The sequence below is a fragment of the Acinetobacter corruptisaponis genome (assembly GCF_030053775.1).
Lineage (GTDB): Bacteria > Pseudomonadota > Gammaproteobacteria > Pseudomonadales > Moraxellaceae > Acinetobacter > Acinetobacter corruptisaponis.
In genome coordinates this window covers 3,469,200-3,490,163 of the sequence record NZ_CP125669.1, presented here as the reverse complement: position 1 = coordinate 3,490,163, position 20,964 = coordinate 3,469,200, and the positions used below count along the sequence as shown (strand labels likewise).

The following is a 20,964-nucleotide window of genomic DNA, read 5'->3' as shown; positions in this document are numbered from 1 at the left end:
AATTTATGAGTCAAGATCAATCATCATCCAATTCAGAACGTGATATAGGTCAAGAGACGATTCCGACTGAAAATCAGAAAGCAGCTTCTGTTGAACCTGTTCAACCAGAAAAACAGCATGAGGATGTTTCAGCCAACACAACGACTCCGAACAGCAAAGCTGACTCAACTGGATCAGGCAAAGGCAATAAACTGAAACTGATTGTGTTTATTGTGGTTGTCATTTTACTTGGTCTGATTGCCTACGGTTTGTGGAAAGCCTATCTTCCGAAAACTGTTGAGTTACAAGGTCGGGTTGAGTCGGAAACGGTACATATCAGCACCAAGGTGCCTAGCCGTATTGAGGAATTTTATGTCACTGAGGGGCAAACCGTTAAAAAGGGTCAGGCTGTGGTGCGCTTTGTCAGCCCTGAACTGGAGGCTAAAAAGGAACAGGCACAGGCAGCCCTGCAAAGTGCAATGGCATTCCATTCAACCGTCTACCGTGGTGCCCAGCAGGAAAATATTGATACCCTCTATGCCAACTGGCAAGCCATGAAAACTCAGGCCGAATTGGCGGCAACCACCTATAAACGAGGTGAAAATCTTTACCAGCAAGGGGTAATTTCCCGTCAGCGCCGTGATGAAATGCTGGCGACCCAGACCTCTGCCCGTGAAACAGCGGAAGCATCCTATCAGCAATATGCACGCGCCAAACGTGGCAGTACTGAACAACAGAAGTCAACTGCCGATGCACAGGTTGCCATGGCTCAGGCTGCGGTAAAAGAAGCCAATGCCCTGGATGAAGAAACCAAGCTGTATTCCCCGACTGATGGAACCGTGTCCAAAACCTATGGCAAACCCACTGAACTGGTGGCGACAGGAATTCCAGTGGTCAGCATCATTGAAGACCATGATTTATGGGTGAGCCTGAATGTCCGTGAAGATATGTATAGCTCCATCTATAAAAGCAAAACCCTGGATGGTTTTATCCCTGCACTGAATCGCAAGGCCAGCTTCAAAGTGAAAAATATTGATGCTGAGGGTGACTTTGCCACCATTAAAACCACCCGCCAGACAGGTGGATATGATATTCGCAGCTTCAAGTTTCACTTGGTTCCTGAACAATCTATTCCTGATCTTAAAGTGGGTATGAGTGTCCTGTTCAAGATTGAAGAGGCCAAATAACCGATGTTTGCTGTCATGCTTCGGGAATTACGCTATTTACAACGCCATAAAGCCGATCTTTTTATGGCGGTGATTGCCCCTTTGCTGGTGATTGTTCTTTTTGCAAGCATGTTTTCATCAGGTAAGGCTAATCATTTGCCTATTGCCATTATTGACCAAGACCAAAGTGAAATGAGCCGCAAGGTGATTCATGCGCTCAGCATCAACCATACCCTCAAGGTAAAAACCATTACTGCCAGTCAGGATGAAGCCGAGCGGCTGGTCAACAGTACGCAGGTATGGGGATTTGTCTTGATTCCAGATGGTGCCGAACAGCGTTTGGTCAAGGCACAGGATGCCCAAATCAGCATTGCCTATAACCAGTCCTTTTTTAGTATTGGTAACACCATTTCCTCCGCCATGCTGATCAGCACATTGAATGGCATGGCGGATTACATGGGAGAAAGTTATTTATCAAATAACATACCTTATCTGGACATGCCCACACCGCATATCAAGATTTCCACCCTGTATAATCCCAGCATGAGCTATGAACTGTTTCTGGAACCATTCATGGTGCCTGCGGTGCTACATTTACTGCTTTGCTGTTGTGTGGCTTTTGCCATTGGACAGGAATTTAAAAGAAATACCTTTGCTGACTGGGTTGATCCCCAACAGATTATTCCCAGTTTTCTTGGAAAAATCCTACCCTATGTTTTCATTTTCTGTTTCTGGACATGGTGCTGGATGTTCTGGCTGGCACATATTCGTGGCTATTTTATTGCTGGTTCACTCAGCCTGATTTTAATTGCCCAGTTTCTTCTGTATTTTGCCTATGCAGTGATTAGCAGCACGGTGGTGTTGACAACTAAGGATTTACCCAAAACCTTTGGTTTTATCGCCCTGTATGGCGGCTCATCCCCAAGTTTTTCGGGCATTACCCTACCCTTGAACAATGCACCTGCATTTACCCAGTTCTGGTCAATGATTATTCCCTATACGCCCTATGCGAAACTACAGACCGAGCAATGGGTAATCGGCAGTGACCTATCGGTATCACTGCTTCCCTTTGGTATCCTGATCATTTTCTCAGCCTTGTATTTTGCTTTAAGTATTCGCCTGTTAAGGAAAAATACCCAGGAGCAATGCTCATGAAGTCATTTTTCTGTTATTACATTCAAACCTTTAAAAATATTGCCGCCAATACCTCAGTATTTACCACCCTGATTGCAGCAATCATTCTCTACAGTTTTTTCTATCCAACCGCCTATAAAGCCCAGTCAGCAGAAGATATTCCCATTGTGATTGTGGATGAGGAACAGAGTATCCTGACCTCAAAGATCATCAGTCAGGCCTCCAACAGCCCACACATTCACATCATCACAGTGACTGATAATTTTCTCGAAGCAGAGCAATTGGTTAAAAACCAGAAAGCCGAGGGTATCCTGTTATTGCCAGAAAACCTGACCAATAGCCTAAAACGTGGTGAAATGGGCGGGATTGGGCTGTATCTCAGTACTGCCTATTTCATCCGAACCAAGGAAGTGGGAACAGGTTTGGCGGGTTCGATTGAATCGACCTTACAGGACTATTTTGAAAAGTTTGGTGAGGCTTCACAATTTCATCCTGAGCTTTCAATTCACCAAATCCCATTGTTTAATACCCTATCAGGTTACGCGAGTTATATCTTTCCTGCGGTGGCCAGCCTGATTATTCATCAGACCATTTTACTTGGCTTGGCAATGCTGATTGCCAGTTACCGTGAAAAAGGCTGGATTGCTGAAAGATTAGAATTCTGGGCGATCTTTGCAGCCATTCTCACCATCAGTTGTCTGGGTTGCCTGTATCTATTTGGTTTTACTTTCTGGTTTTATGAATATCCTCATGGCGGCAATTTCTGGGGCATGCTGCTTGCTGTACCAATTTATGTGAGTTGTATTATAGGTTTGGCGATGCTGGTGGGTTCACTGGTGGATATGCCTGAACGAGTTGGGCATTTGATTGTGGTGACCTCCGTTCCCCTGTTTTTACTGACGGGAACCGCATGGCCACATGAAGCAATGCCTGAATGGATGCAGTGGTTTGCATGGACATTGCCCTCCACTTATGGGGTACAGATGTTTGTGCAGCTCAATCAGATGGGTGTACCCACTGCCATTGTTGTGCCAAAACTGATTTATCTCGCGACAGTAGGCGCTATTTTATTGGCGCTTTCCTATTATCGCTTGGTAATGATGAAACCAACAAAAGGAAGCTGATTAGCTTCCCTTTACGATATAGAGCATTGTTAAATATTAGAATTATTTATCAGTGATGTTAGCTTGTCTTTAGCGGAATCCTTTAGCAATACACCATGTGCAGAAATCAGGTGTTGAAAATCCAGTTGTAACAATCGATCAAAATCACTTTTTAAGCTACCTTGCTTCGGTGTTACCCGCTTTAGCCAAGGTCCACCAATAAATAGCCCCAACCGAAATCCCATGAGATAGATAATCACCTTGCTGAGAAAACTAAAATATTTCCAGTCATTCCAATATTGAATACTGTCTGTGCTAATCAACAGTTTTTTATCTTTTATAAATAAGATTGCTTCTGGGCAGGTCGCCTGTTCAAAGATAAAGAATTCGGAATTTTTGATAGGTGGCTGTACATCTGCATGAATAATCTGTTGAGGAATAAGCTTGGGATAATTCACATGATGAGATTGGCTCCAGAATGTTGCCTGATAACGGTCAATATAAAACTGATCATCCAAACCGTGAAAATCGCCTAAACGAATGATATGCCGCACTTGTCCCAAGCTTTCCAATTTTTTTAATTCAGGCTCAGAGATTCGAACAGCATTGATTAATGTCAATTCATTCCCCTGTTTCAAAATCATCATGTTACGATTCATTGAAAGACCCAATCCAAGCCTTATACTTCCCCTCAACAAATAAATATTCTCAAATATTTCAATGATTGGATCATGTGGATAGATAGGTGCATATTTTTTTGTCATGATTATTTTCTCGGTTATTTTAATATCAATATATTTTATACATTTAAAACAAAAATATTAGATTGACCAATATATAAGAAGCTCAGTCAATAAAGCAACAAGCATAAAAAACCCAAAGCTGACTTTGGGTTTTTTACCACGAGACTAATTACTCTTCAGTAGCATCATCTTTTGGTTCTACTACAACGTCTTCAGAAGTTACCGCTTCAGCCTCAGTAGCTTCCATTTCTTCTGTCGCTTCCAACACTTCGTCATCTTCAACAGCTTCAATTGAAACCACACCCACCAGTGTTTCAGCATCGCTTAAACGAATCAGGCGAACACCCTGTGCATTACGACCTGTAGTTGCAACCTCAGCCGCACGGGTACGCACCAGTGTGCCCCCATCAGAAATCAACATCAGTTCCTTGGTTTCATCAATGGATACCGCACCAACAAGTTCACCATTACGCTCGCTGGTCTTGATGGCAATCACACCCTTACCACCACGTTTCTTGGTTGGGAAATCATCCACTGGAGTGCGCTTACCATAACCATTGGCGCATGCACACAGCACTTCACCTGTGACAGGTACAACCACCAATGAAACGATGCGGCTGACAACATTCGAATCTACTGAATCATCATTGTCATCGCTGTCATCATTTTCAACATCAGCATCTTCGGCTTCAATGGTATTGCTGGCAAAGCTGACACGCATACCACGCACGCCTTTGGCGGTACGTCCCATGGCACGAACATCGGTTTCTGCAAAACGGATTGCCTTACCTTCATTCGAGAACAACATAATCTGCTGATTACCATCAGTAATCGCAACACCAATCAAGGTATCTTCTTCATTGAGCTCAATCGCACGCAAGCCATTTGAACGCACATTGCTAAACTGTGCTAGTTCCACACGTTTCACTGTGCCTGACGCGGTTGCCATGAACACATAGTGATTTTCAGGGAAATCGGTCAATGGCAAGATCGCTGTCACTGTTTCATTCGCATCTAGTGGAAGCAAATTAATGATTGGACGACCTTTGGCACCGCGGGAAGCCTGTGGAACTTCAAACACTCTTAAACGATAGACCTTACCGACATTGGTAAAACACAACACCGTTGCGTGGTTCGATGCAACGATTAAATGCTGGATGATGTCATCATCTTTCATTGAGGTTGCGGACTTGCCACGACCACCACGGCGCTGCGCCTGATAATCAGAAAGTGGTTGAGTTTTCGCATAACCTGTCTGAGACACAGTCAATACAACTTGCTCTTCTGGGATCAGGTCTTCACGACAGAAATCAACACCAGACTCAACAATTTCAGTACGACGACCATCACCATATTGCTGCAGGATCAAGGCGAGTTCTTCGCGAATCACATTCATCAATAAATTGAAGTCATTCAGGATTGCGGTTAATTCAGCAATTTGGCCTAAAATTTCCGTATATTCCGCATGCAGTTTGTCTTGTTCCAAACCAGTCAGACGGTGTAAACGCAATTCAAGAATTGCAGCGACCTGTGTTGGTGATAAACGGTAAATATCACCTGACAAGCCAAATGGACGCGCTGGATCTTCACCTTCAATCTCATCAGGACGAACAGAGATCGCACCCGCTTTTTCAAGCAATGCCACCACACCACCGCCAGCCCACTCACCCGCCTGTAAACGTTCACGCGCTTCGGCTGGGTTTGCAGAGGTTTTAATGGTTTCAATGATGGCATCAATATTGGCTAAGGCAACGGTTAAGCCTTCCAAGATATGACCACGTTCACGTGCCTTACGCAATTCAAACATGGTACGGCGGGTCACCACTTCCTGACGGTGACGGATAAACGCCGCAATGATGTCTTTCAGGTTCATCAATCGAGGCTGACCATTATCCAGACAGACCATATTGATACTGAACGAGTTTTGCAGTTGCGTATGCAGGAACAGGTTATTCACCACCACTTCAGCGTTTTCGCCACGCTTCAGGTCGATGGCAATACGCATACCTTCTTTATCAGACTCGTCACGAAGCTCAGAAATACCTTCCAACTTCTTTTCTTTGACTAACTCGGCAATACGCTCAATGGTTTTTGCCTTGTTGACCTGATAAGGAATCTCAGTAAAGACGATGGTGGTACGGCCTGTTTTCTGGTCTTCCTCAAAGTGGTACTTACCACGGATATGCAAACGCCCTTTACCTGTACGGTAGGCATCCACAATACCCGACTTACCGTAAATAATACCGCCTGTAGGGAAATCTGGGCCTGTAATGTGCTCCATCAATCCTTCTACAGAAATATTGGGATTGTTGGCATAAGCCAAACAGGCATTCACCACTTCGGTCATGTTGTGTGGTGCCATATTGGTCGCCATACCCACCGCAATACCCGTTGTACCGTTAATCAAAAGATTAGGAATACGGGTTGGCATCACCTGGGGAATACGCTCAGAACCGTCGTAGTTGTCTTCCCAGTCAACTGTATCTTTTTCCAGATCAGCCAAAATCTCATGGGTGAGCTTCTGCATACGCACTTCGGTATAACGCATCGCAGCCGCACTATCCCCATCGACAGAACCGAAGTTACCCTGACCATCCACCAGCATATAACGCAGACTAAAATCCTGCGCCATACGGACAATGGTTTCATATACCGCACTGTCACCGTGAGGATGGTATTTACCGATCACGTCCCCGACCACACGGGCAGACTTTTTATATGCTTTGTTATAATCATTGCCCAATTCGTGCATCGCAAACAATACGCGGCGATGAACAGGTTTTAGACCGTCTCTAACATCAGGCAATGCACGAGATACAATTACGCTCATTGCGTAATCTAGATATGAATGCTTGAGTTCGTCCTCAATGGCAATCGGTCTGATTTCCGATACGCTCATGCATACTCCTTGTTTACAGGTCGATGGTTCCACCTGTTTTTATGTCTTCAATCTTGCAAAAATTCAGTTCAAAAACTTGAACTAAAATAAAAAATACAGCGAAAAATTATAGCATAAATAGCTCCCCAACTGGGAGCATTTGATACAAATAGATTGTCGTATTTTCTTTATTTATATAGAATTTACATAAAACCATTAAGCAAAAATTTATTTAGCAAAATATGTCAAAACCAAATCAAGAATATCGTTACCGTGTCTCAAAACGTATGTTCAAATACTATAATGACGAAAATCGTAATATGCTCTTTGGAATTGGTCGTATGATATGCAATGCACCATTTTCAAATGTATTTTATCAACGTATTTTTCCCATAAAAAACAAACACAGAAAAATTGATATAGCGCTTTTAGAACAAAGTCTTATCCCACAATATTTAGATTATTTCTCTAATATACATTACACCCCATCTACAGAGGACGCTATTTCTTTACATAAAGATGATATTCATTGGGATCTTGAAATTTTTCCGCCTAAAGAAATTGAGCATTATATAGCAAAACAATTAACCAATACTTTAAGCACCTTGCAATCAACAGAGAATTTAGAAAAAATATTTCAACATGGCATTACAGGTGTTTCATGGAAACTTGCTGACAATATTATGTTTATGAATAATGACTGGAATTTTAAGTTCCCTACATGGAAATGTGAAATTTCTTCGCCTTATTACAAAAATCATTTATTAATTATGCAGTTAACACATGGTTTAGTCATCATGTCTTTTTGCTACCCAAATCAATGATACAAAGAAGCAAAGGCTCTTTGAAAATAAATCAAGTCCAGCTCAAGTGATATATCAGTCAACTGGAAAACCATATTATGCATTTGCCCACGATGATGGGTTTGATGATTAAACATATGAGCCAACACCTCAATCAATGGCTCTGTATAGGTCTGGTTACGGCGAATATAAGTCAATGCTTGATGAAAAGCTGATTCATCATGAACCTGGACATAATCAATTAAAGATTGATCATGGTTTTTACGAACTTGAGTTAATTCCTTTATGTCTGGATATAAAACATCATCCAGTGCATAACTTGAGGGTTGTAGTCCACAGATACGTTCAAACCAGAGGAAATCCCCAACCAACACATGATTTGCAGTCTGAATCAGTGAGTTAAAATAAGCGCCACAGTCCTGATTCAACTGTGTTTCAGGCAAAGCCTCTAAAACTGCAAACAACTTGTTATTTGCCCATTGATTATAATGTGCCAACATCAAAAAATAGGTTTTAAAACGATAATTCATAAATGATATCCCTTTAATTTATTATTATTTTTAGCATAAAAAAACGCTCCTGAGCAGAGCAGCAAAGCATCGCTTTAACTGCCTGCGCAAGAGCGCTTTAGACTTTAATTCAGAGAATTAAAGTTTAGATACCAATTCAGGTACAACAGTGTTCAAATCACCAACTAACCAGTAGTCAGCAACGCTGTTGATTGGCGCTTCTTCGTCTTTGTTGATAGCAACAATAACTTTAGAATCTTTCATACCTGCCAAGTGCTGGATCGCACCAGAGATACCGATTGCCATGTAAAGGTCTGGCGCAACGATTTTACCAGTTTGACCAACCTGGAAGTCGTTTGGTACGAAACCAGCATCTACCGCAGCACGTGATGCACCTTGAGCAGCACCAAGCTTGTCAGCCAATGGATCAAGTACCTTGTGGTAGTTCTCACCAGAACCGACACCACGGCCACCAGAAACAACGATGCGCGCAGCAGTCAATTCTGGACGGTCAAGTTTAACGATTTCTTCGTTTACAAAGCTAGAAAGACCAGCATCATTCACTTCGCCCACAGTTTCAACCGCAGCAGAACCGCCTTCAGCAGCAACCGCATCGAATGCTGTACCACGAACTGTACCAACGATGATTGCTTCATCAGACTGAACAGTTGCAATCGCGTTACCTGCATAGATTGGGCGCTTGAACGTGTTTGCAGATTCAACAGCAATGATGTCTGTGATCATGCTTACGTCAAGAAGCGCAGCAACACGTGGAAGAATGTTCTTACCAGTGGTTGTAGACGCAGCCAATACGTATTTGTAACCGCCTTTCGCGATGTCGGCAACCAAGCCAGCAACGTTTTCAGCCAATTGGTTCGCATAAGCAGCATTGTCAGCAAGTAATACCTTGCTCACACCAGCAACTTTGGCAGCAGCGTCTGCAACTGCCTGAGCGCCAGAACCAGCAACCAATACAGTAATATCACCACCGATTTTTTGAGCTGCCGCAACAACGTTTAAAGTTGCACCGTTAAGTGTCTGGTTGTTGTGATCAGCGATAACTAAAATACTCATGATTTTATCCTTCTGTATTAGATCACTTTCGCTTCGTTTTTCAATTTTTCAACAAGTTCGTCTACAGACTTCACTTGTACGCCAGCTTTACGTTCAGCAGGTGCTTCAACTTTAATCGTCTTAAGTTTAGTACCAGTTGCAACGCCATAATCAGCAGGTGACTTAACATCAAGCGGCTTCTTACGTGCTTTCATGATGTTTGGAAGAGCAGCATAACGTGGCTCGTTCAAACGTAGGTCAGTTGTGATGATTGCAGGAAGTGCAAGCTCAACAGTTTGTAGACCACCGTCGATTTCACGCGTAACCTGAACTTTACCGCCTTCAACTTTAACTTCAGATGCGAAAGTACCTTGACCAGCACCAAGCAAGGCACCAAGCATTTGACCTACCTGGTTAGAGTCGTCATCAATTGCTTGTTTACCAAGAAGAATAAGTTCTGGTTTTTCAGCATCAACAACGCCTTTCAAGATTTTAGCAACTTCTAGAGCACCAATCTCATCAGCAGTTTCAACCAAAATACCACGGTCAGCACCTAAAGCCATTGCAGAACGAATTTGTTCCTGAGCGTCTTTAGAACCCACTGAAACAACAACGATTTCTGAAACCGTTCCTTTTTCTTTTAAGCGAACCGCTTCTTCCACTGCGATTTCACAGAATGGGTTGATTGACATTTTAACGTTGGTAAGGTCAACCCCACTATTGTCCGGCTTAACACGAACTTTAACGTTGGCATCAACCACACGTTTTACAGCGACAAGAGCCTTCATGTAATCCTCGGCTGTTCTAAGCAAGTAAATGTAGTGAAGAGTATTCTAACTCTTCGTTTGAAACTTTTTAGGTGCCCTATCTTGCAATGTATTTGGCATTTCGGTCAAGTCACAATTTCCTATGTGACTGTAAAAAAGATGAAATGCTCAGTTCACTAATTTAGGGCACTGATGGACTGCCTCAATTAAGCCGTCCATTCTTATTAATATTACATTTTGATTTTATTAATATTTTATAAAATTCAACCATCTAAAATAGATCTTGCAGACAAAAAGCAGATGTTCTGTAACGGATCATTTCGGGCAAATCCAAACACCCAACAGTTTTTGCAAAAAATGGGCAATAAAGTAAGAACATTGTTTAGGCAGTGTTCAATTGCAAACCCGAAAACGAGTTGTCTATTTAACACTCAATTTTGCAACATAATATATCAGGACCCAGCTTTTTGTGCACGTGGATGGGTTTGGTCATACACATTCATCAATTGTTCAAAATCCACATGGGTATAGATTTGAGTGGTGGACAAGTTGCTATGACCCAGCATTTCCTGAATTGCACGTAGATCACCACTGGCGGAAAGCAAATGACTGGCAAAACAATGCCGTAATAAATGTGGATGCAAATCGACACTGATTCCTGCCCGCTGGGCCTGTAACTTGACTCGATTTTCAATCTGTCGTGGGGTCAGTGCATTGCCTTTTTGTGAAATAAATACAGCTGAATCTGCGGTAAAACCACCTTTCCATATTCGATAGATTTTCAGCCATTCAACCAGACTTTCTTTAGCTTTCTTTCCAAAAGGTACAATTCGAGTTTTATTGCCCTTACCTGTAATGCGTAATAATTGCCGATTAAAATCAATATCCTTGACAGTTAAGCCCTGTAACTCAGCCAAGCGCAAACCACTCGAATACAACAACTCAAGCATCGCCCTATCCCTGAACCATAATTGCTGCTCAATTGGTTTTTCAGGTGCGGGCTGATCCAGAATCTGATTGATGGTTTCGATGTCAATCATCCCTGGTAAAGGTCGGGGCTGACGTTTTAACTTAAAATCTTCTGATGGATTCTGCTGTAGATACTGGCCTTGCTCAGCCCATTTCATAAATTGGCGGATGGAGGTCAAGTGACGTTGCAGGCTACTGGAACTCAGGCGGTCGCGTTCAACACGCTCGGCTAAATATTCACGTAAGTCTGAAGCTTCAACATCCTGTAGTTGCAATTGTTTATTTTTACAAAATTTAAAAAAGTCAGTGAGATCACGTTGATAGGCTGTAATGGTATGTGCAGACTGATTTTGAATCATCCGTTCTTTTAACCACATGGAAAGTAGTTGCAAAGCTGTCTGCACCCTCAACTCCCTAAAATTGCTTTATAAAATCGTTGACATAAATAGCAACTTCGGACGCATACTGCTCAGCAAAATTATGTTCTCCACCTTGAATCACATAAAGTTCAGAATTCTTTAAAATATGATGTAAATGTTGTCCCACAGCAACAGGGCTAATCAGGTCTTGATCTCCCCACAATAATAAAACCTGTTGTTGAATATGTGCCAATTGGGCTTCGTAGTCTACCTTTGCTGTGATAAACCAATCAGGATATTGCAAATATTCTTGCTGATAAGCCTGTCGCCAATCCTGAACTTGAAACGGGTCTAAATTGATACCTCCCGAAGTTGCCATCAGAACCAACCCTTTGACCAGATCAGTCTTTTGTAATGTGGCTGCGATGGCAAAAATACCACCCATTGATTGAGCAATTAAAATCGAGGGTTGTTGAATCTGTGCAACCACATAATCGGTTAAATCATCAAAACTATTTATATCTGGATGTGCAGCCACACCATGAAAACCTGGATATGCAATGACCTGTTTTGTATAGGGTTCAGGAATTTGTGCGATCAAAGGATTCCAGAATTGGATATTGCCTGATGCGCCTGGAAGAAAAACCAAGTTATTCATTTTTATCCTTTGAAATTATATTTTTATTTTAAAAAACAAACACCCTGCAACTCAAGGTGTTTATTTATTCTAACCTTAGCCTTGGAAATATCTTAAATCCAGACGCGCATCATAAACATGCGTGGTTGGACCTGTCATCCAGACCACATCACCCTCACGCCAAGCGATATGCAATTTACCGCCTGCTAGCTGAACCTCAACCTCATTGGCAAGCAAGCCACGGCGCATACCACTGACCGCAGCCGCGCAAGCCCCTGTACCACAGGCCAAGGTCTCACCCACACCACGTTCATATACACGCAAACGGATATGCTTTTCATCAATGATTTGCATAAAACCAGCGTTTACACGTGCAGGAAAACGAGTATGTGATTCGACTTGCGGACCGATATTTTCAACATCTGCCGTCAATACATCAGGCACGATGGTCACCGCATGTGGATTGCCCATATTCACCACATCAATATTGATACTCTTTTCATCCGCCAATGCCAGTGCATATAAACCCTCAGCATCTTCATGTTCCTGAGTAATAAATGGGATTTCTTCAGGAAGAAATTTTGGTGGTCCCATATTGACCCGAACCCAACCATTTGCACCTAATTCAGGTTCAACAATCCCAGCCTTGGTCTGCACACGGATTTTAGTTTTGGTGGTAAGTTGACGCTCATGCACAAAACGGGCAAAGCAACGCACGCCATTGCCACATTGCTCCACTTCCGAACCATCGGCATTGAAAATACGGTATTTAAAATCAACATCTGGAAAATCAGGTGGCTCAACAATCAGCAGTTGATCAAAACCCACGCCAAAATGACGATCTGCCAAACGCTGAATGGTGATAGTATCTAAATAAGCACGCTGGGTAATCAGGTCAACAACCATAAAATCATTGCCCAGACCATGCATTTTGGTAAATTCTAAATACATCTCAATTTACTCCTCAGGCAACAAACGCTCTTTTTCCCAAAGTGATTCTATGGTTTCACGTTCACGAATTAAATAGGCTTGGTCACCACTAACCATAACTTCGGCAGCGCGACCACGGGTATTGTAGTTTGAACTCATGACAAAACCATAAGCACCTGCGCCCAATACCGCCAATACATCATTTTCCTGAAGCGCCAGCTCACGTTCCTTACCCAGAAAATCGCCAGTTTCACAGATTGCACCAACCAAATCCCAAGTTTTTACTTCAACATCAGGATTTGGATTCACCGACTGAATATCCATCCATGCTTCATACAAGGCAGGACGAATCAGGTCATTCATTGCCGCATCAATAATGGCAAAATTGCGGTGATTAGTTGGTTTGAGTAAATCCACTTTGGTGAGTAATACACCTGCATTGGCAGAAATACTACGCCCTGGTTCCATATATACTTTTAAGCCTAGTTTTTCCAAAGCTGGACGCATCGCATTGGCATATTCGGCAACACTTGGTGGTGTTTCATCTTTATAACAAACACCCAAACCACCACCGATATCAATATGTTTGAGGTTGATGCCCAGACCTTTCAGCTGCTCAATCATTAAAATGACCCGATCAAGCGCATCGACAAATGGTTTGGTTTCTGTCAACTGTGAACCAATATGGCAGTCAATCCCGACAATCTCAAGATTCGGTAGTGAAGCTGCATATTGATAGGTTTCATTGACCGTATCGCTTGGAATACCAAACTTGTTTTCTTTCAAACCTGTTGAAATATAAGGATGGGTTTTTGCATCCACATCTGGATTAACACGTAAGGAAATCGGGGCTTTTTTACCGAGTTTCGCCGCTACTTTCTGGATACGATCCAGCTCGGCATGCGACTCCACATTGAAACAGGCAATACCAACATTGAGTGCTTTTTCAATATCCACTTCGGATTTACCTAAACCAGAAAATACAATTTTTGCTGGATCTCCACCAGCCGCAAGCACACGCGCTAATTCTCCACCTGTGACAATATCAAAACCAGCGCCTAATTTTGCCAAAACATTCAACACCGCAATATTTGAGTTTGACTTCACTGCAAAACAGATTTGATGATCAATAAAATCAAAGGCACGGTGCATATCCAGATAATGCTTCTCAAAAGTTGTTTTTGAATAAACATATAAAGGCGTGCCGAATTGCTGTGCGAGCTGGTCCAATGAACATTGCTCAGCGTGCAATACCCCATTAATGCGAGTGAAACTCATGAAGATGTCCTTATTTAGAAACTTAAGGTGAGGTGGTCTGTGATTGTGTTGCCTGACTTTCAGTATTTACATCAGATGAAGCCTTGGCCTGAGCGGCTTCATTTTTATACAGCAGGTATTTTGCGCGTTTGTCATGGTTTGGGTCAGATGGCAATTGCAACGCCCCTGACTGACCACATGCAGTGAGTAGCATACTGCTCAATAATAAACCGATGGAACAAATGACTTTAAGCATCTGAGCACCTAACTTTTACAATTCGGAGCAGTATAGCGTGATCATTAGATTGGCTAAAGCCTAAAACCATAAAAAAACGCCAGCGTTTCGCTGACGTTTTTAGAAAAGGATTCTGCTACTTGCTAGTTTTTCTTTTTATAAAAGAAATAACCAATTGCCAAAATAACGAACCAGATTGGACTGACCTTTAACGATTCCAGCGTGGTTTCATCCAGCGCAAGGAAATAGATGGTTGCAAGGAAGAATAAAATCACCACCCAACAGGTAAACACACCACCTGGCAGTTTAAATGTTGATTGTGCATGCAGTTCAGGTCTATTTTTGCGGTAGTTGATATAACTCCACATAATGATGATCCACACACAGATAAACAGGATGGTTGACAAAGTGGTCGCCAGAGTAAACGCTGTCACTTCATCATTGGTTCCAGTTTGTACTTTATAGATGAACTGTACAAATGCACCAATAAAGATACAGATTGATGAGAAGATCAGTGCTTTTGCAGGAACCGCCGATCTAGACAATGTACCGAATAATTTTGGTGCCTGTTGATCCGTTGATAAACCAAATAGCATACGACTGGTCGAGAATACCCCACTGTTCATGGATGACATCACCGAGGACAACACCACCAGATTCATGATAATTGCGGCAGAGGCAACACCTGCCTGTGAGAAGATATTCACGAATGGACTGACTTTAGGATTAATCTGGTCCCAAGGTGTCACACACATCACTACAAACAATGCCAATACATAGAAAATAATGATACGGATTGGAATTGAGTTAATCGCTTTTGGTAAGTTGCGCTTTGGATCCTGTGTTTCAGCGGCGGTTGTACCTACCAGTTCCACCCCAACAAAGGCGAAGATGGCGATCTGGAATCCAGCAAGAAAGCCATCCAGACCTTTCGGGAACATGCCTCCATGTGTCCAAAGGTTGGAAATGCTTGCAACCGTGCCATTGGTGCTGGTGAATCCAGTAAAGATCATCCATAGACCGACGGCGATCAACACAATGATCGCGGTGATCTTGACCATTGCAAACCAGAATTCCATTTCACCAAACAGCTTCACAGTGACCAGATTCAGCCCAAGTACAAATAGAATTGCAACAGTACTGATCAGCAATCCACCCATTGGTGTAAAGGATTCACCGCCATTGAAAAATTCCAGATAGTAGATAATGGCAGAGAGATCGGCGATACCAATGGTGACCCAACACAACCAATAGGTCCAGCCGACAAAATAACCCGCCCAGGGACCAATTAAATCAGTGGATAAATCAATAAAAGATTTATAGTTCAGATTGGATAAAAGTAGTTCGCCTAACGCACGCATGACAAAAAACACCATGATACCAATTAGGCCATAAATGAACAGAATGGATGGACCAGCCAAACTAATGGTTTTGCCCGATCCCATAAACAATCCTGTTCCAATTGCTCCACCAATTGCAATCAACTGCAAGTGTCGGTTGGACAAACTACGGTGCAGCCCTCCATTTTCACTGGATGGCTCAAGAAACTCATTTGACATTGTTATATTCAACTCTCAGTTTTTATGTCACAAAATTAGCTTAAAAACTTTAACAATAGAAAAAGTTTTTGCAGATTTTTTTCAGATTTTTAAAATTTCAGGTTTTTTAGTTGCTTTTTCACTCAATTTTCCTCTCTTTCATATTTAAACTGGCATTCCTTGTGCGTAGCAGTTTACGTGCCAAGCTCAAGTTTGGCGACTGTCTGTAGATAAAATTTGTATTTCGGATACGCTATTGCTACATTTTCAATAATTTTGATTGATCTATCACGTATCTTAAATATGAGCAAAGTTAAAACAGTTTATCGTTGTGAACAGTGTGGCGCTGATCACCCCAAGTGGGCAGGACAATGTTCAGAATGTGGTGAATGGAACAGCTTGACCGAGGTACGTTTAGAATCAACAATTTCCCATCGTGCCCGCCCAAAAATGGGGGGGTATGCAGGTCAGGTCGCCAATATCACCACACTGAATCAAATTTCAGTCTCACGTGAAACCCGTCTTCCGACAGGAATCAGTGAATTTGACCGTGTGCTCGGTGGTGGACTGGTCACGGGTTCTGTGGTGTTGATTGGCGGTGATCCTGGTATTGGAAAATCGACCATTCTGCTCCAGACCGCAACACACATGGCAAGCAAGAAAAGTACTGCCTTATATGTCACTGGTGAAGAATCCCTTTCTCAAGTCGCACTACGCGCACAACGCCTTGATCTTCCCACAGATCAGCTCAAAGTTATGGCAGAAACCTGTGTAGAACGTATTTGTGAGGTTTTGGCACAGGAAAAGCCTGTCGTGGCAATTCTGGATTCAATTCAAACACTCTATACCGAAACTCTACAGTCCGCGCCTGGTGGCGTGTCACAGATTCGTGAATCTGCCGCCCTACTGACCCGTTTTGCCAAAAATAGTGGCACAGCATTGTTTATTGTGGGCCATGTCACTAAAGAAGGTTCGCTTGCGGGTCCACGTGTTCTGGAACACATGGTCGATTGTGTATTGTACTTTGAGGGACAATCTGACTCGCGTTACCGCATGATTCGAGCAGTCAAGAACCGTTTTGGTGCAGTCAATGAGTTGGGCGTGTTTGGCATGACCGATAAAGGCCTGCGTGAAGTCGCCAATCCATCCGCTATCTTCCTCAGTCGTTATGATGAAGCCATTCCTGGTTCAATTGTGATGATTAGCCGCGAAGGCACCCGTCCCCTGCTGGTTGAAGTACAGGCACTGGTGGATGATGCACACGGACAACCACGACGTGTGGCACTGGGTCTTGAACAAAACCGTTTGAATATGTTGCTGGCTGTGATGCATCGTCATGGTGGCGTACAAACTTCTGGTCAGGATGTCTATGTCAATGTGGTCGGTGGTTTAAAAATCACTGAAACAGGTTCAGACCTTGCCGTTTTACTGGCCTGTGCTTCCAGTCTACGAGGCAAGGCCTTGCCCCAACAATTGGCTGTGTTTGGTGAAGTGGGTTTGTCTGGCGAAATCCGTCCTGTTCCAAATGGTCAGGAACGTTTAAAGGAAGCTGCCAAGCATGGTTTTAAATATGTGATTTTACCAAGGGCCAATGCACCACAGAAATCAGTTGATGGTGTTCAGATCATTGCTGTAGCACGTTTACATGAGGCATTGACCGAGGCCATGCAGCTGAGCGATGAATTAGGCTAGGCTAAAACAGGCTTTGACATAAAAAAACATACTTTTCTGGTTGAAATTACGCATAAATACCTGCATAAATACATTTACAAATTGGATTTAAATAGGAATTTTCGATGCAAGTACACCAGCGTGGCTTGATGGCAGCTCTTTTAATGGCAACCTTGGTTGCTGCACCGCTTGCGGAAGCAAAGCGTGCAGGCGGTGGTAAAAGCCACGGCATGAGCAGATCTAGTTCATCTAGTCAGTCTTATAACCAGTCTTACCAACAACCACGTCAAGCAGCGCCAGCACCTCAGCAAACCGCACCTCAACGATCAGGTCCAGGTGTAGGTTCAATGGTTGCGGCGGGTGTTGCTGGTGCAGCGGTTGGTGCTGTGGCGGCTAATGCATTGGCAGATGACAAACCTCACAACCCAACTGCAACTGAGCAACAGGCTACAGATGCACAGGCAACCCAAGCTCAGCAGCAAGAAGAAAAAAGTGGAATTCCAGGCTGGATATGGGTACTTCTCGCTGCTGCCATTGCTTTCTTTGTGTTCCGTAAATTGGGCGCAAAAAAAAAATTAGCAGCTAACAACCCTTACGCACCAAACAATGGTGGTCAGAATAATTTTGGCCGCCAAACTCCACCTCAGGCCAATGCCCGTCAAACAGGTGACAATACCAATATTTTTGGTCAGTCTGTTGGTGGTGGTGCAGCCACTCAAGCGCCTTTTGGTGCGGCATCGATGAGTAGTGGCCATCAGCTTCCTGATGGTACTGAACCTGCTGCATTCCTGCGTGTTGCACGTCAGCGTTTCAACCACATTCAATCTGTCAATAGTGCAAGTAATGTTGAAGAAATTCGTCGTTATTTAACACCTGAGCTTTTTAATTCAATGTATCAGGACATCATGGCAAATCAGGATCAGGATGTTGCTGAATTTAGTAACCTGAATGCAATGGTGGCAGACACTGCAACTGAAAATGGTCAATATGTTGTCAGCGTGCGTTTTACAGGAACTGTAAGTGAAGATTTAAACAGCCTGCCTCAACCATTTACTGAAATCTGGCATTTTGTTAAACCTGCTGGTTCACAACAGGATTGGGTTGTTGCTGGAATTCAACAGGCTTAAAACCTACTAAATAAAATGGCTACTTTAGGGTAGCCATTTTTTTGATTTGTCGTTTTTGTATATCTGCTTTATTTAGTAAAAAATTTATTTTCAAAACAGGATTTTTTTCTAATTATAAAAGCTAAAACAATCCTACAAGACCTTAATTAAAAAGCATCACGAACAACCACGACACCAAGCGCATTTCCTTTACCTTTCCTCACTAATTTACCAGAGTAATAGAAATCTAAAGCCCAAGCTTCACGGTTATTATCCTCAACTGATGAACTTGACCATACGTTAGTTGTATAAAACGGAACAGCGTGTATTGGCTGTAATCCTTTTGCAGACAAATCCTCTAACTCATTTTTATGCGGTAATCGCCAATCACTATATCCACAAATTTTCTCTTTATTTGCTTTTTCAACAAAAGCTTTTGTATTACATTTGGCTAGTGTATGACCACACTGATCACCATAAGATAAGCCCTCACCAACATAAGTACCACTTAAGGCATCTTTAAGATCTGCATAACCAAAGCTATCCTCAAACCATGTATATTTATAGTCGCTTCTAAAACTCTCAGATGTACGGAGCTGCCACATGAGTCCCGTTTGGGTATCTAATGCACAATTCCAATCCTTAGCACTATGCGGTAGTTTTTGTCCTTTCTCACTAATTTTTGTAAAGTAATATTTATACGTACCAGAGAAGCATTCTTTATCTAACATTTCCTCGTAGGAAGTTGCAGAATCACAACCTTTCGTGTTAATTTCTTTACAAACACCATTAACCAATGTTTCTCCTATTAAACAAGTTGGTTCTTCTTTCTTGCAAACTCCATCTACAAGTTTTTCATCTACATCACAGATCGGTTCTACTTTTTTACAGACACCATTAACAATATTTTCATCTGTCGCACATTTCTGTTCTTCTTTTTTACAAACACCATTGATTAGTGTTTCCCCAACATCACAGATCGGCTCTATTTTTTTACATGCCCCATTAATAAATATTTCTCCTACGGAGCATTGAGGTTCTACTTTTTTTGTACAAATACCATAAAATAATGTTTCGCCTACATCACAAATAGGCTCTACTTTTTTACAAACACCACCAACCAGTGTTTCCCCTGCTAAACATTGTTTTCGTTCATTTTTGGCTTTTTCTTCCTCTTTAGCCAATTCATTCTTTATCGCTGCAAGTTCATCACGTGCTTTTTGATTCTTACTGTCTATCTCGGCAGCTTTCCAACCAATTACTGCACCCACCGCAATAGATAAACCTGTTTTTACCGTAGCTGTTGCAACAAACTGTGCTGCTACAGGTAAAATAATAGGTGCTGCTACAATGATTACTCCTGCTGTTAAAAAAGCTCCACCAACATTCTTAATAACATCTCCCCATAATGCACATGGATGAGTTACTTTTTTTGCAAAAGTAAAGCTACGTGATGCAATCATACTATCTGTTGCTATAGTCACCTGACTAGAAATCATGCTTAAAACATTTGCTACTTTCGCACTTGCAGAATAATTTGTTGTATTTTGTGCCTGTTGCCCCCCTTGCTGGTAAGCTTGAGTAATATCTATTTTTTGAGTTTTATCTATTTCAGTTCCATTAAGGGGTGCAATAAAAAACTTGTTGCCCTCCTGAAAATAAGCCACAGATTCTATAGTAACACCCAAAGAATCTATAACCGTCTGGTAAATTGTTTGGTTATCTATTTGCTTAATTCTTAAAGTCTGGTTTTCTCTGTCATTAAATGCAAAAAATTCCGTTAGATCCTCCGAAAAACTGAATTTAGTTTTTCCTTCCTTATTTTTTACGACACCATGCCATAAATTATTCTCATGAAAATAGGAAACCTGATTTTGACCATCATCAAGATAATAAGATGAAACTCCATCAATATTTGCACCATACAACTGATTCTGTTTGATTGGAGTTTTTTCTAGCTGTGTACTTTGTCCCTTATCATCACTTGTTGAAGAACCATCTCCTCCACCACAACCTGTCACCATCAACATAGCACTAAAAACTGCTGTATATAAAATTGAACGTTTCATAAATTTTCCCCTATAGATATTAATAAATATGCTAACTGAATCACATACTTTATAGACA

18 protein-coding genes are annotated in these 20,964 nt (G+C 42.2%); 6 read left to right on the top strand and 12 right to left on the bottom strand.

The annotated features are described in order from the left end of the window. The first annotated feature begins 5 nt into the window (after nucleotides 1-5). From QLH32_RS16515 to QLH32_RS16505, 3 genes are read left to right on the top strand one after another with little or no spacing between them, the layout of a single operon-like run. Nucleotides 6-1,166 (top strand): HlyD family secretion protein, encoded by a 1,161-nt coding sequence (locus QLH32_RS16515; protein WP_283267121.1) that lies wholly within the window; start codon nucleotides 6-8, stop codon nucleotides 1,164-1,166. 3 nt (nucleotides 1,167-1,169) lie between these two features. Continuing rightward, nucleotides 1,170-2,300 carry an ABC transporter permease gene (locus QLH32_RS16510; protein ID WP_283267120.1) on the top strand — a complete coding sequence of 377 codons (1,131 nt, stop codon included), beginning with the start codon at nucleotides 1,170-1,172 and terminating at the stop codon, nucleotides 2,298-2,300. Continuing rightward, nucleotides 2,297-3,403, top strand: coding sequence for an ABC transporter permease (locus QLH32_RS16505; protein WP_283267118.1), 1,107 nt, complete (start codon nucleotides 2,297-2,299; stop codon nucleotides 3,401-3,403). Before QLH32_RS16510 ends, QLH32_RS16505 begins: the two co-directional genes overlap by 4 nt. A gap of 29 nt (nucleotides 3,404-3,432) precedes the next feature. Here QLH32_RS16505 and QLH32_RS16500 read toward each other — a convergent pair whose 3' ends face one another. Both QLH32_RS16500 and gyrA read right to left on the bottom strand, forming a co-directional pair. Next, on the bottom strand, nucleotides 3,433-4,146 hold the full coding sequence (locus QLH32_RS16500) for a hypothetical protein (RefSeq protein ID WP_283267117.1): 714 nt from the start codon (nucleotides 4,144-4,146) through the stop codon (nucleotides 3,433-3,435). Between the two features lie 148 nt (nucleotides 4,147-4,294). Next, the gene (gene gyrA / locus QLH32_RS16495; RefSeq protein WP_283267116.1) at nucleotides 4,295-7,024 is read right to left on the bottom strand and encodes a DNA gyrase subunit A; all 2,730 of its coding nucleotides are present in this window, start codon (nucleotides 7,022-7,024) and stop codon (nucleotides 4,295-4,297) included. Nucleotides 7,025-7,245: 221 nt separating this feature from the next. Between gyrA and QLH32_RS16490 the strand changes: the two genes are divergently transcribed. Next, complete coding sequence (locus QLH32_RS16490) at nucleotides 7,246-7,827, top strand: hypothetical protein (RefSeq protein WP_283267115.1); 582 nt, start codon at nucleotides 7,246-7,248, stop codon at nucleotides 7,825-7,827. On the opposite strand, the gene QLH32_RS16485 is transcribed toward QLH32_RS16490, so the two are convergent. The 9 genes from QLH32_RS16485 to QLH32_RS16445 all read right to left on the bottom strand — a co-directional run bounded on the left by QLH32_RS16485 (nucleotide 7,821) and on the right by QLH32_RS16445 (nucleotide 16,081). After that, nucleotides 7,821-8,336: a DinB family protein gene (locus QLH32_RS16485; protein WP_283267114.1), complete on the bottom strand. Its 516-nt coding sequence runs from the start codon at nucleotides 8,334-8,336 to the stop codon at nucleotides 7,821-7,823. The genes QLH32_RS16490 and QLH32_RS16485 overlap by 7 nt on opposite strands. A gap of 117 nt (nucleotides 8,337-8,453) precedes the next feature. Further along, nucleotides 8,454-9,389, bottom strand: a complete 936-nt coding sequence (locus QLH32_RS16480; RefSeq protein WP_267980521.1) for an FAD-binding protein — start codon at nucleotides 9,387-9,389, stop codon at nucleotides 8,454-8,456. 17 nt (nucleotides 9,390-9,406) lie between these two features. Next, on the bottom strand, nucleotides 9,407-10,156 hold the full coding sequence (locus QLH32_RS16475; protein WP_267980519.1) for an electron transfer flavoprotein subunit beta/FixA family protein: 750 nt from the start codon (nucleotides 10,154-10,156) through the stop codon (nucleotides 9,407-9,409). 431 nt (nucleotides 10,157-10,587) lie between these two features. After that, nucleotides 10,588-11,481 carry a site-specific tyrosine recombinase/integron integrase gene (xerA, locus tag QLH32_RS16470; protein ID WP_283269367.1) on the bottom strand — a complete coding sequence of 298 codons (894 nt, stop codon included), beginning with the start codon at nucleotides 11,479-11,481 and terminating at the stop codon, nucleotides 10,588-10,590. Between the two features lie 37 nt (nucleotides 11,482-11,518). Next, nucleotides 11,519-12,121: an alpha/beta fold hydrolase gene (locus tag QLH32_RS16465; RefSeq protein WP_283267113.1), complete on the bottom strand. Its 603-nt coding sequence runs from the start codon at nucleotides 12,119-12,121 to the stop codon at nucleotides 11,519-11,521. 75 nt (nucleotides 12,122-12,196) lie between these two features. Beyond that, nucleotides 12,197-13,051: a diaminopimelate epimerase gene (gene dapF, locus QLH32_RS16460; RefSeq protein ID WP_283267112.1), complete on the bottom strand. Its 855-nt coding sequence runs from the start codon at nucleotides 13,049-13,051 to the stop codon at nucleotides 12,197-12,199. Between the two features lie 6 nt (nucleotides 13,052-13,057). Continuing rightward, nucleotides 13,058-14,308 carry a diaminopimelate decarboxylase gene (gene lysA / locus QLH32_RS16455; RefSeq protein ID WP_283267111.1) on the bottom strand — a complete coding sequence of 417 codons (1,251 nt, stop codon included), beginning with the start codon at nucleotides 14,306-14,308 and terminating at the stop codon, nucleotides 13,058-13,060. Between the two features lie 22 nt (nucleotides 14,309-14,330). Then, nucleotides 14,331-14,543 carry an LPS translocon maturation chaperone LptM gene (gene lptM, locus QLH32_RS16450; protein ID WP_283267110.1) on the bottom strand — a complete coding sequence of 71 codons (213 nt, stop codon included), beginning with the start codon at nucleotides 14,541-14,543 and terminating at the stop codon, nucleotides 14,331-14,333. A gap of 122 nt (nucleotides 14,544-14,665) precedes the next feature. Next, entirely contained in the window at nucleotides 14,666-16,081 is a 1,416-nt protein-coding gene (locus QLH32_RS16445) for an amino acid permease (protein ID WP_283267109.1), read from the bottom strand. Between the two features lie 282 nt (nucleotides 16,082-16,363). Here QLH32_RS16445 and radA point away from each other — a divergent pair, with 282 nt between their 5' ends. Together radA and QLH32_RS16435 are read left to right on the top strand one after the other, a co-directional pair. Then, nucleotides 16,364-17,752, top strand: a complete 1,389-nt coding sequence (radA, locus tag QLH32_RS16440; protein ID WP_283267108.1) for a DNA repair protein RadA — start codon at nucleotides 16,364-16,366, stop codon at nucleotides 17,750-17,752. Nucleotides 17,753-17,856: 104 nt separating this feature from the next. Beyond that, complete coding sequence (locus QLH32_RS16435) at nucleotides 17,857-18,858, top strand: Tim44 domain-containing protein (protein ID WP_283267107.1); 1,002 nt, start codon at nucleotides 17,857-17,859, stop codon at nucleotides 18,856-18,858. 146 nt (nucleotides 18,859-19,004) lie between these two features. Here QLH32_RS16435 and QLH32_RS16430 read toward each other — a convergent pair whose 3' ends face one another. Next, nucleotides 19,005-20,906, bottom strand: a complete 1,902-nt coding sequence (locus tag QLH32_RS16430) for an Lcl C-terminal domain-containing protein (RefSeq protein ID WP_283267106.1) — start codon at nucleotides 20,904-20,906, stop codon at nucleotides 19,005-19,007. Between the last annotated feature and the right edge of the window lie 58 nt (nucleotides 20,907-20,964).

Excerpts from the sequence above, each read along its gene's own strand:
- xerA (WP_283269367.1), bottom strand. The coding sequence starts at position 11,481 with ATGTGGTTAAAAGAACGGATGATTCAAAATCAGTCTGCACATACCATT.
- radA (WP_283267108.1), top strand. The coding sequence starts at position 16,364 with ATGAGCAAAGTTAAAACAGTTTATCGTTGTGAACAGTGTGGCGCTGAT.
- gyrA (WP_283267116.1), bottom strand. The coding sequence starts at position 7,024 with ATGAGCGTATCGGAAATCAGACCGATTGCCATTGAGGACGAACTCAAG.
- QLH32_RS16485 (WP_283267114.1), bottom strand. The coding sequence starts at position 8,336 with ATGAATTATCGTTTTAAAACCTATTTTTTGATGTTGGCACATTATAAT.
- QLH32_RS16515 (WP_283267121.1), top strand. The coding sequence starts at position 6 with ATGAGTCAAGATCAATCATCATCCAATTCAGAACGTGATATAGGTCAA.
- QLH32_RS16465 (WP_283267113.1), bottom strand. The coding sequence starts at position 12,121 with ATGAATAACTTGGTTTTTCTTCCAGGCGCATCAGGCAATATCCAATTC.
- QLH32_RS16480 (WP_267980521.1), bottom strand. The coding sequence starts at position 9,389 with ATGAGTATTTTAGTTATCGCTGATCACAACAACCAGACACTTAACGGT.
- dapF (WP_283267112.1), bottom strand. The coding sequence starts at position 13,051 with ATGTATTTAGAATTTACCAAAATGCATGGTCTGGGCAATGATTTTATG.
- QLH32_RS16490 (WP_283267115.1), top strand. The coding sequence starts at position 7,246 with ATGTCAAAACCAAATCAAGAATATCGTTACCGTGTCTCAAAACGTATG.
- QLH32_RS16435 (WP_283267107.1), top strand. The coding sequence starts at position 17,857 with ATGCAAGTACACCAGCGTGGCTTGATGGCAGCTCTTTTAATGGCAACC.
- QLH32_RS16430 (WP_283267106.1), bottom strand. The coding sequence starts at position 20,906 with ATGAAACGTTCAATTTTATATACAGCAGTTTTTAGTGCTATGTTGATG.
- QLH32_RS16500 (WP_283267117.1), bottom strand. The coding sequence starts at position 4,146 with ATGACAAAAAAATATGCACCTATCTATCCACATGATCCAATCATTGAA.
- QLH32_RS16475 (WP_267980519.1), bottom strand. The coding sequence starts at position 10,156 with ATGAAGGCTCTTGTCGCTGTAAAACGTGTGGTTGATGCCAACGTTAAA.
- lptM (WP_283267110.1), bottom strand. The coding sequence starts at position 14,543 with ATGCTTAAAGTCATTTGTTCCATCGGTTTATTATTGAGCAGTATGCTA.
- lysA (WP_283267111.1), bottom strand. The coding sequence starts at position 14,308 with ATGAGTTTCACTCGCATTAATGGGGTATTGCACGCTGAGCAATGTTCA.
- QLH32_RS16505 (WP_283267118.1), top strand. The coding sequence starts at position 2,297 with ATGAAGTCATTTTTCTGTTATTACATTCAAACCTTTAAAAATATTGCC.
- QLH32_RS16445 (WP_283267109.1), bottom strand. The coding sequence starts at position 16,081 with ATGTCAAATGAGTTTCTTGAGCCATCCAGTGAAAATGGAGGGCTGCAC.
- QLH32_RS16510 (WP_283267120.1), top strand. The coding sequence starts at position 1,170 with ATGTTTGCTGTCATGCTTCGGGAATTACGCTATTTACAACGCCATAAA.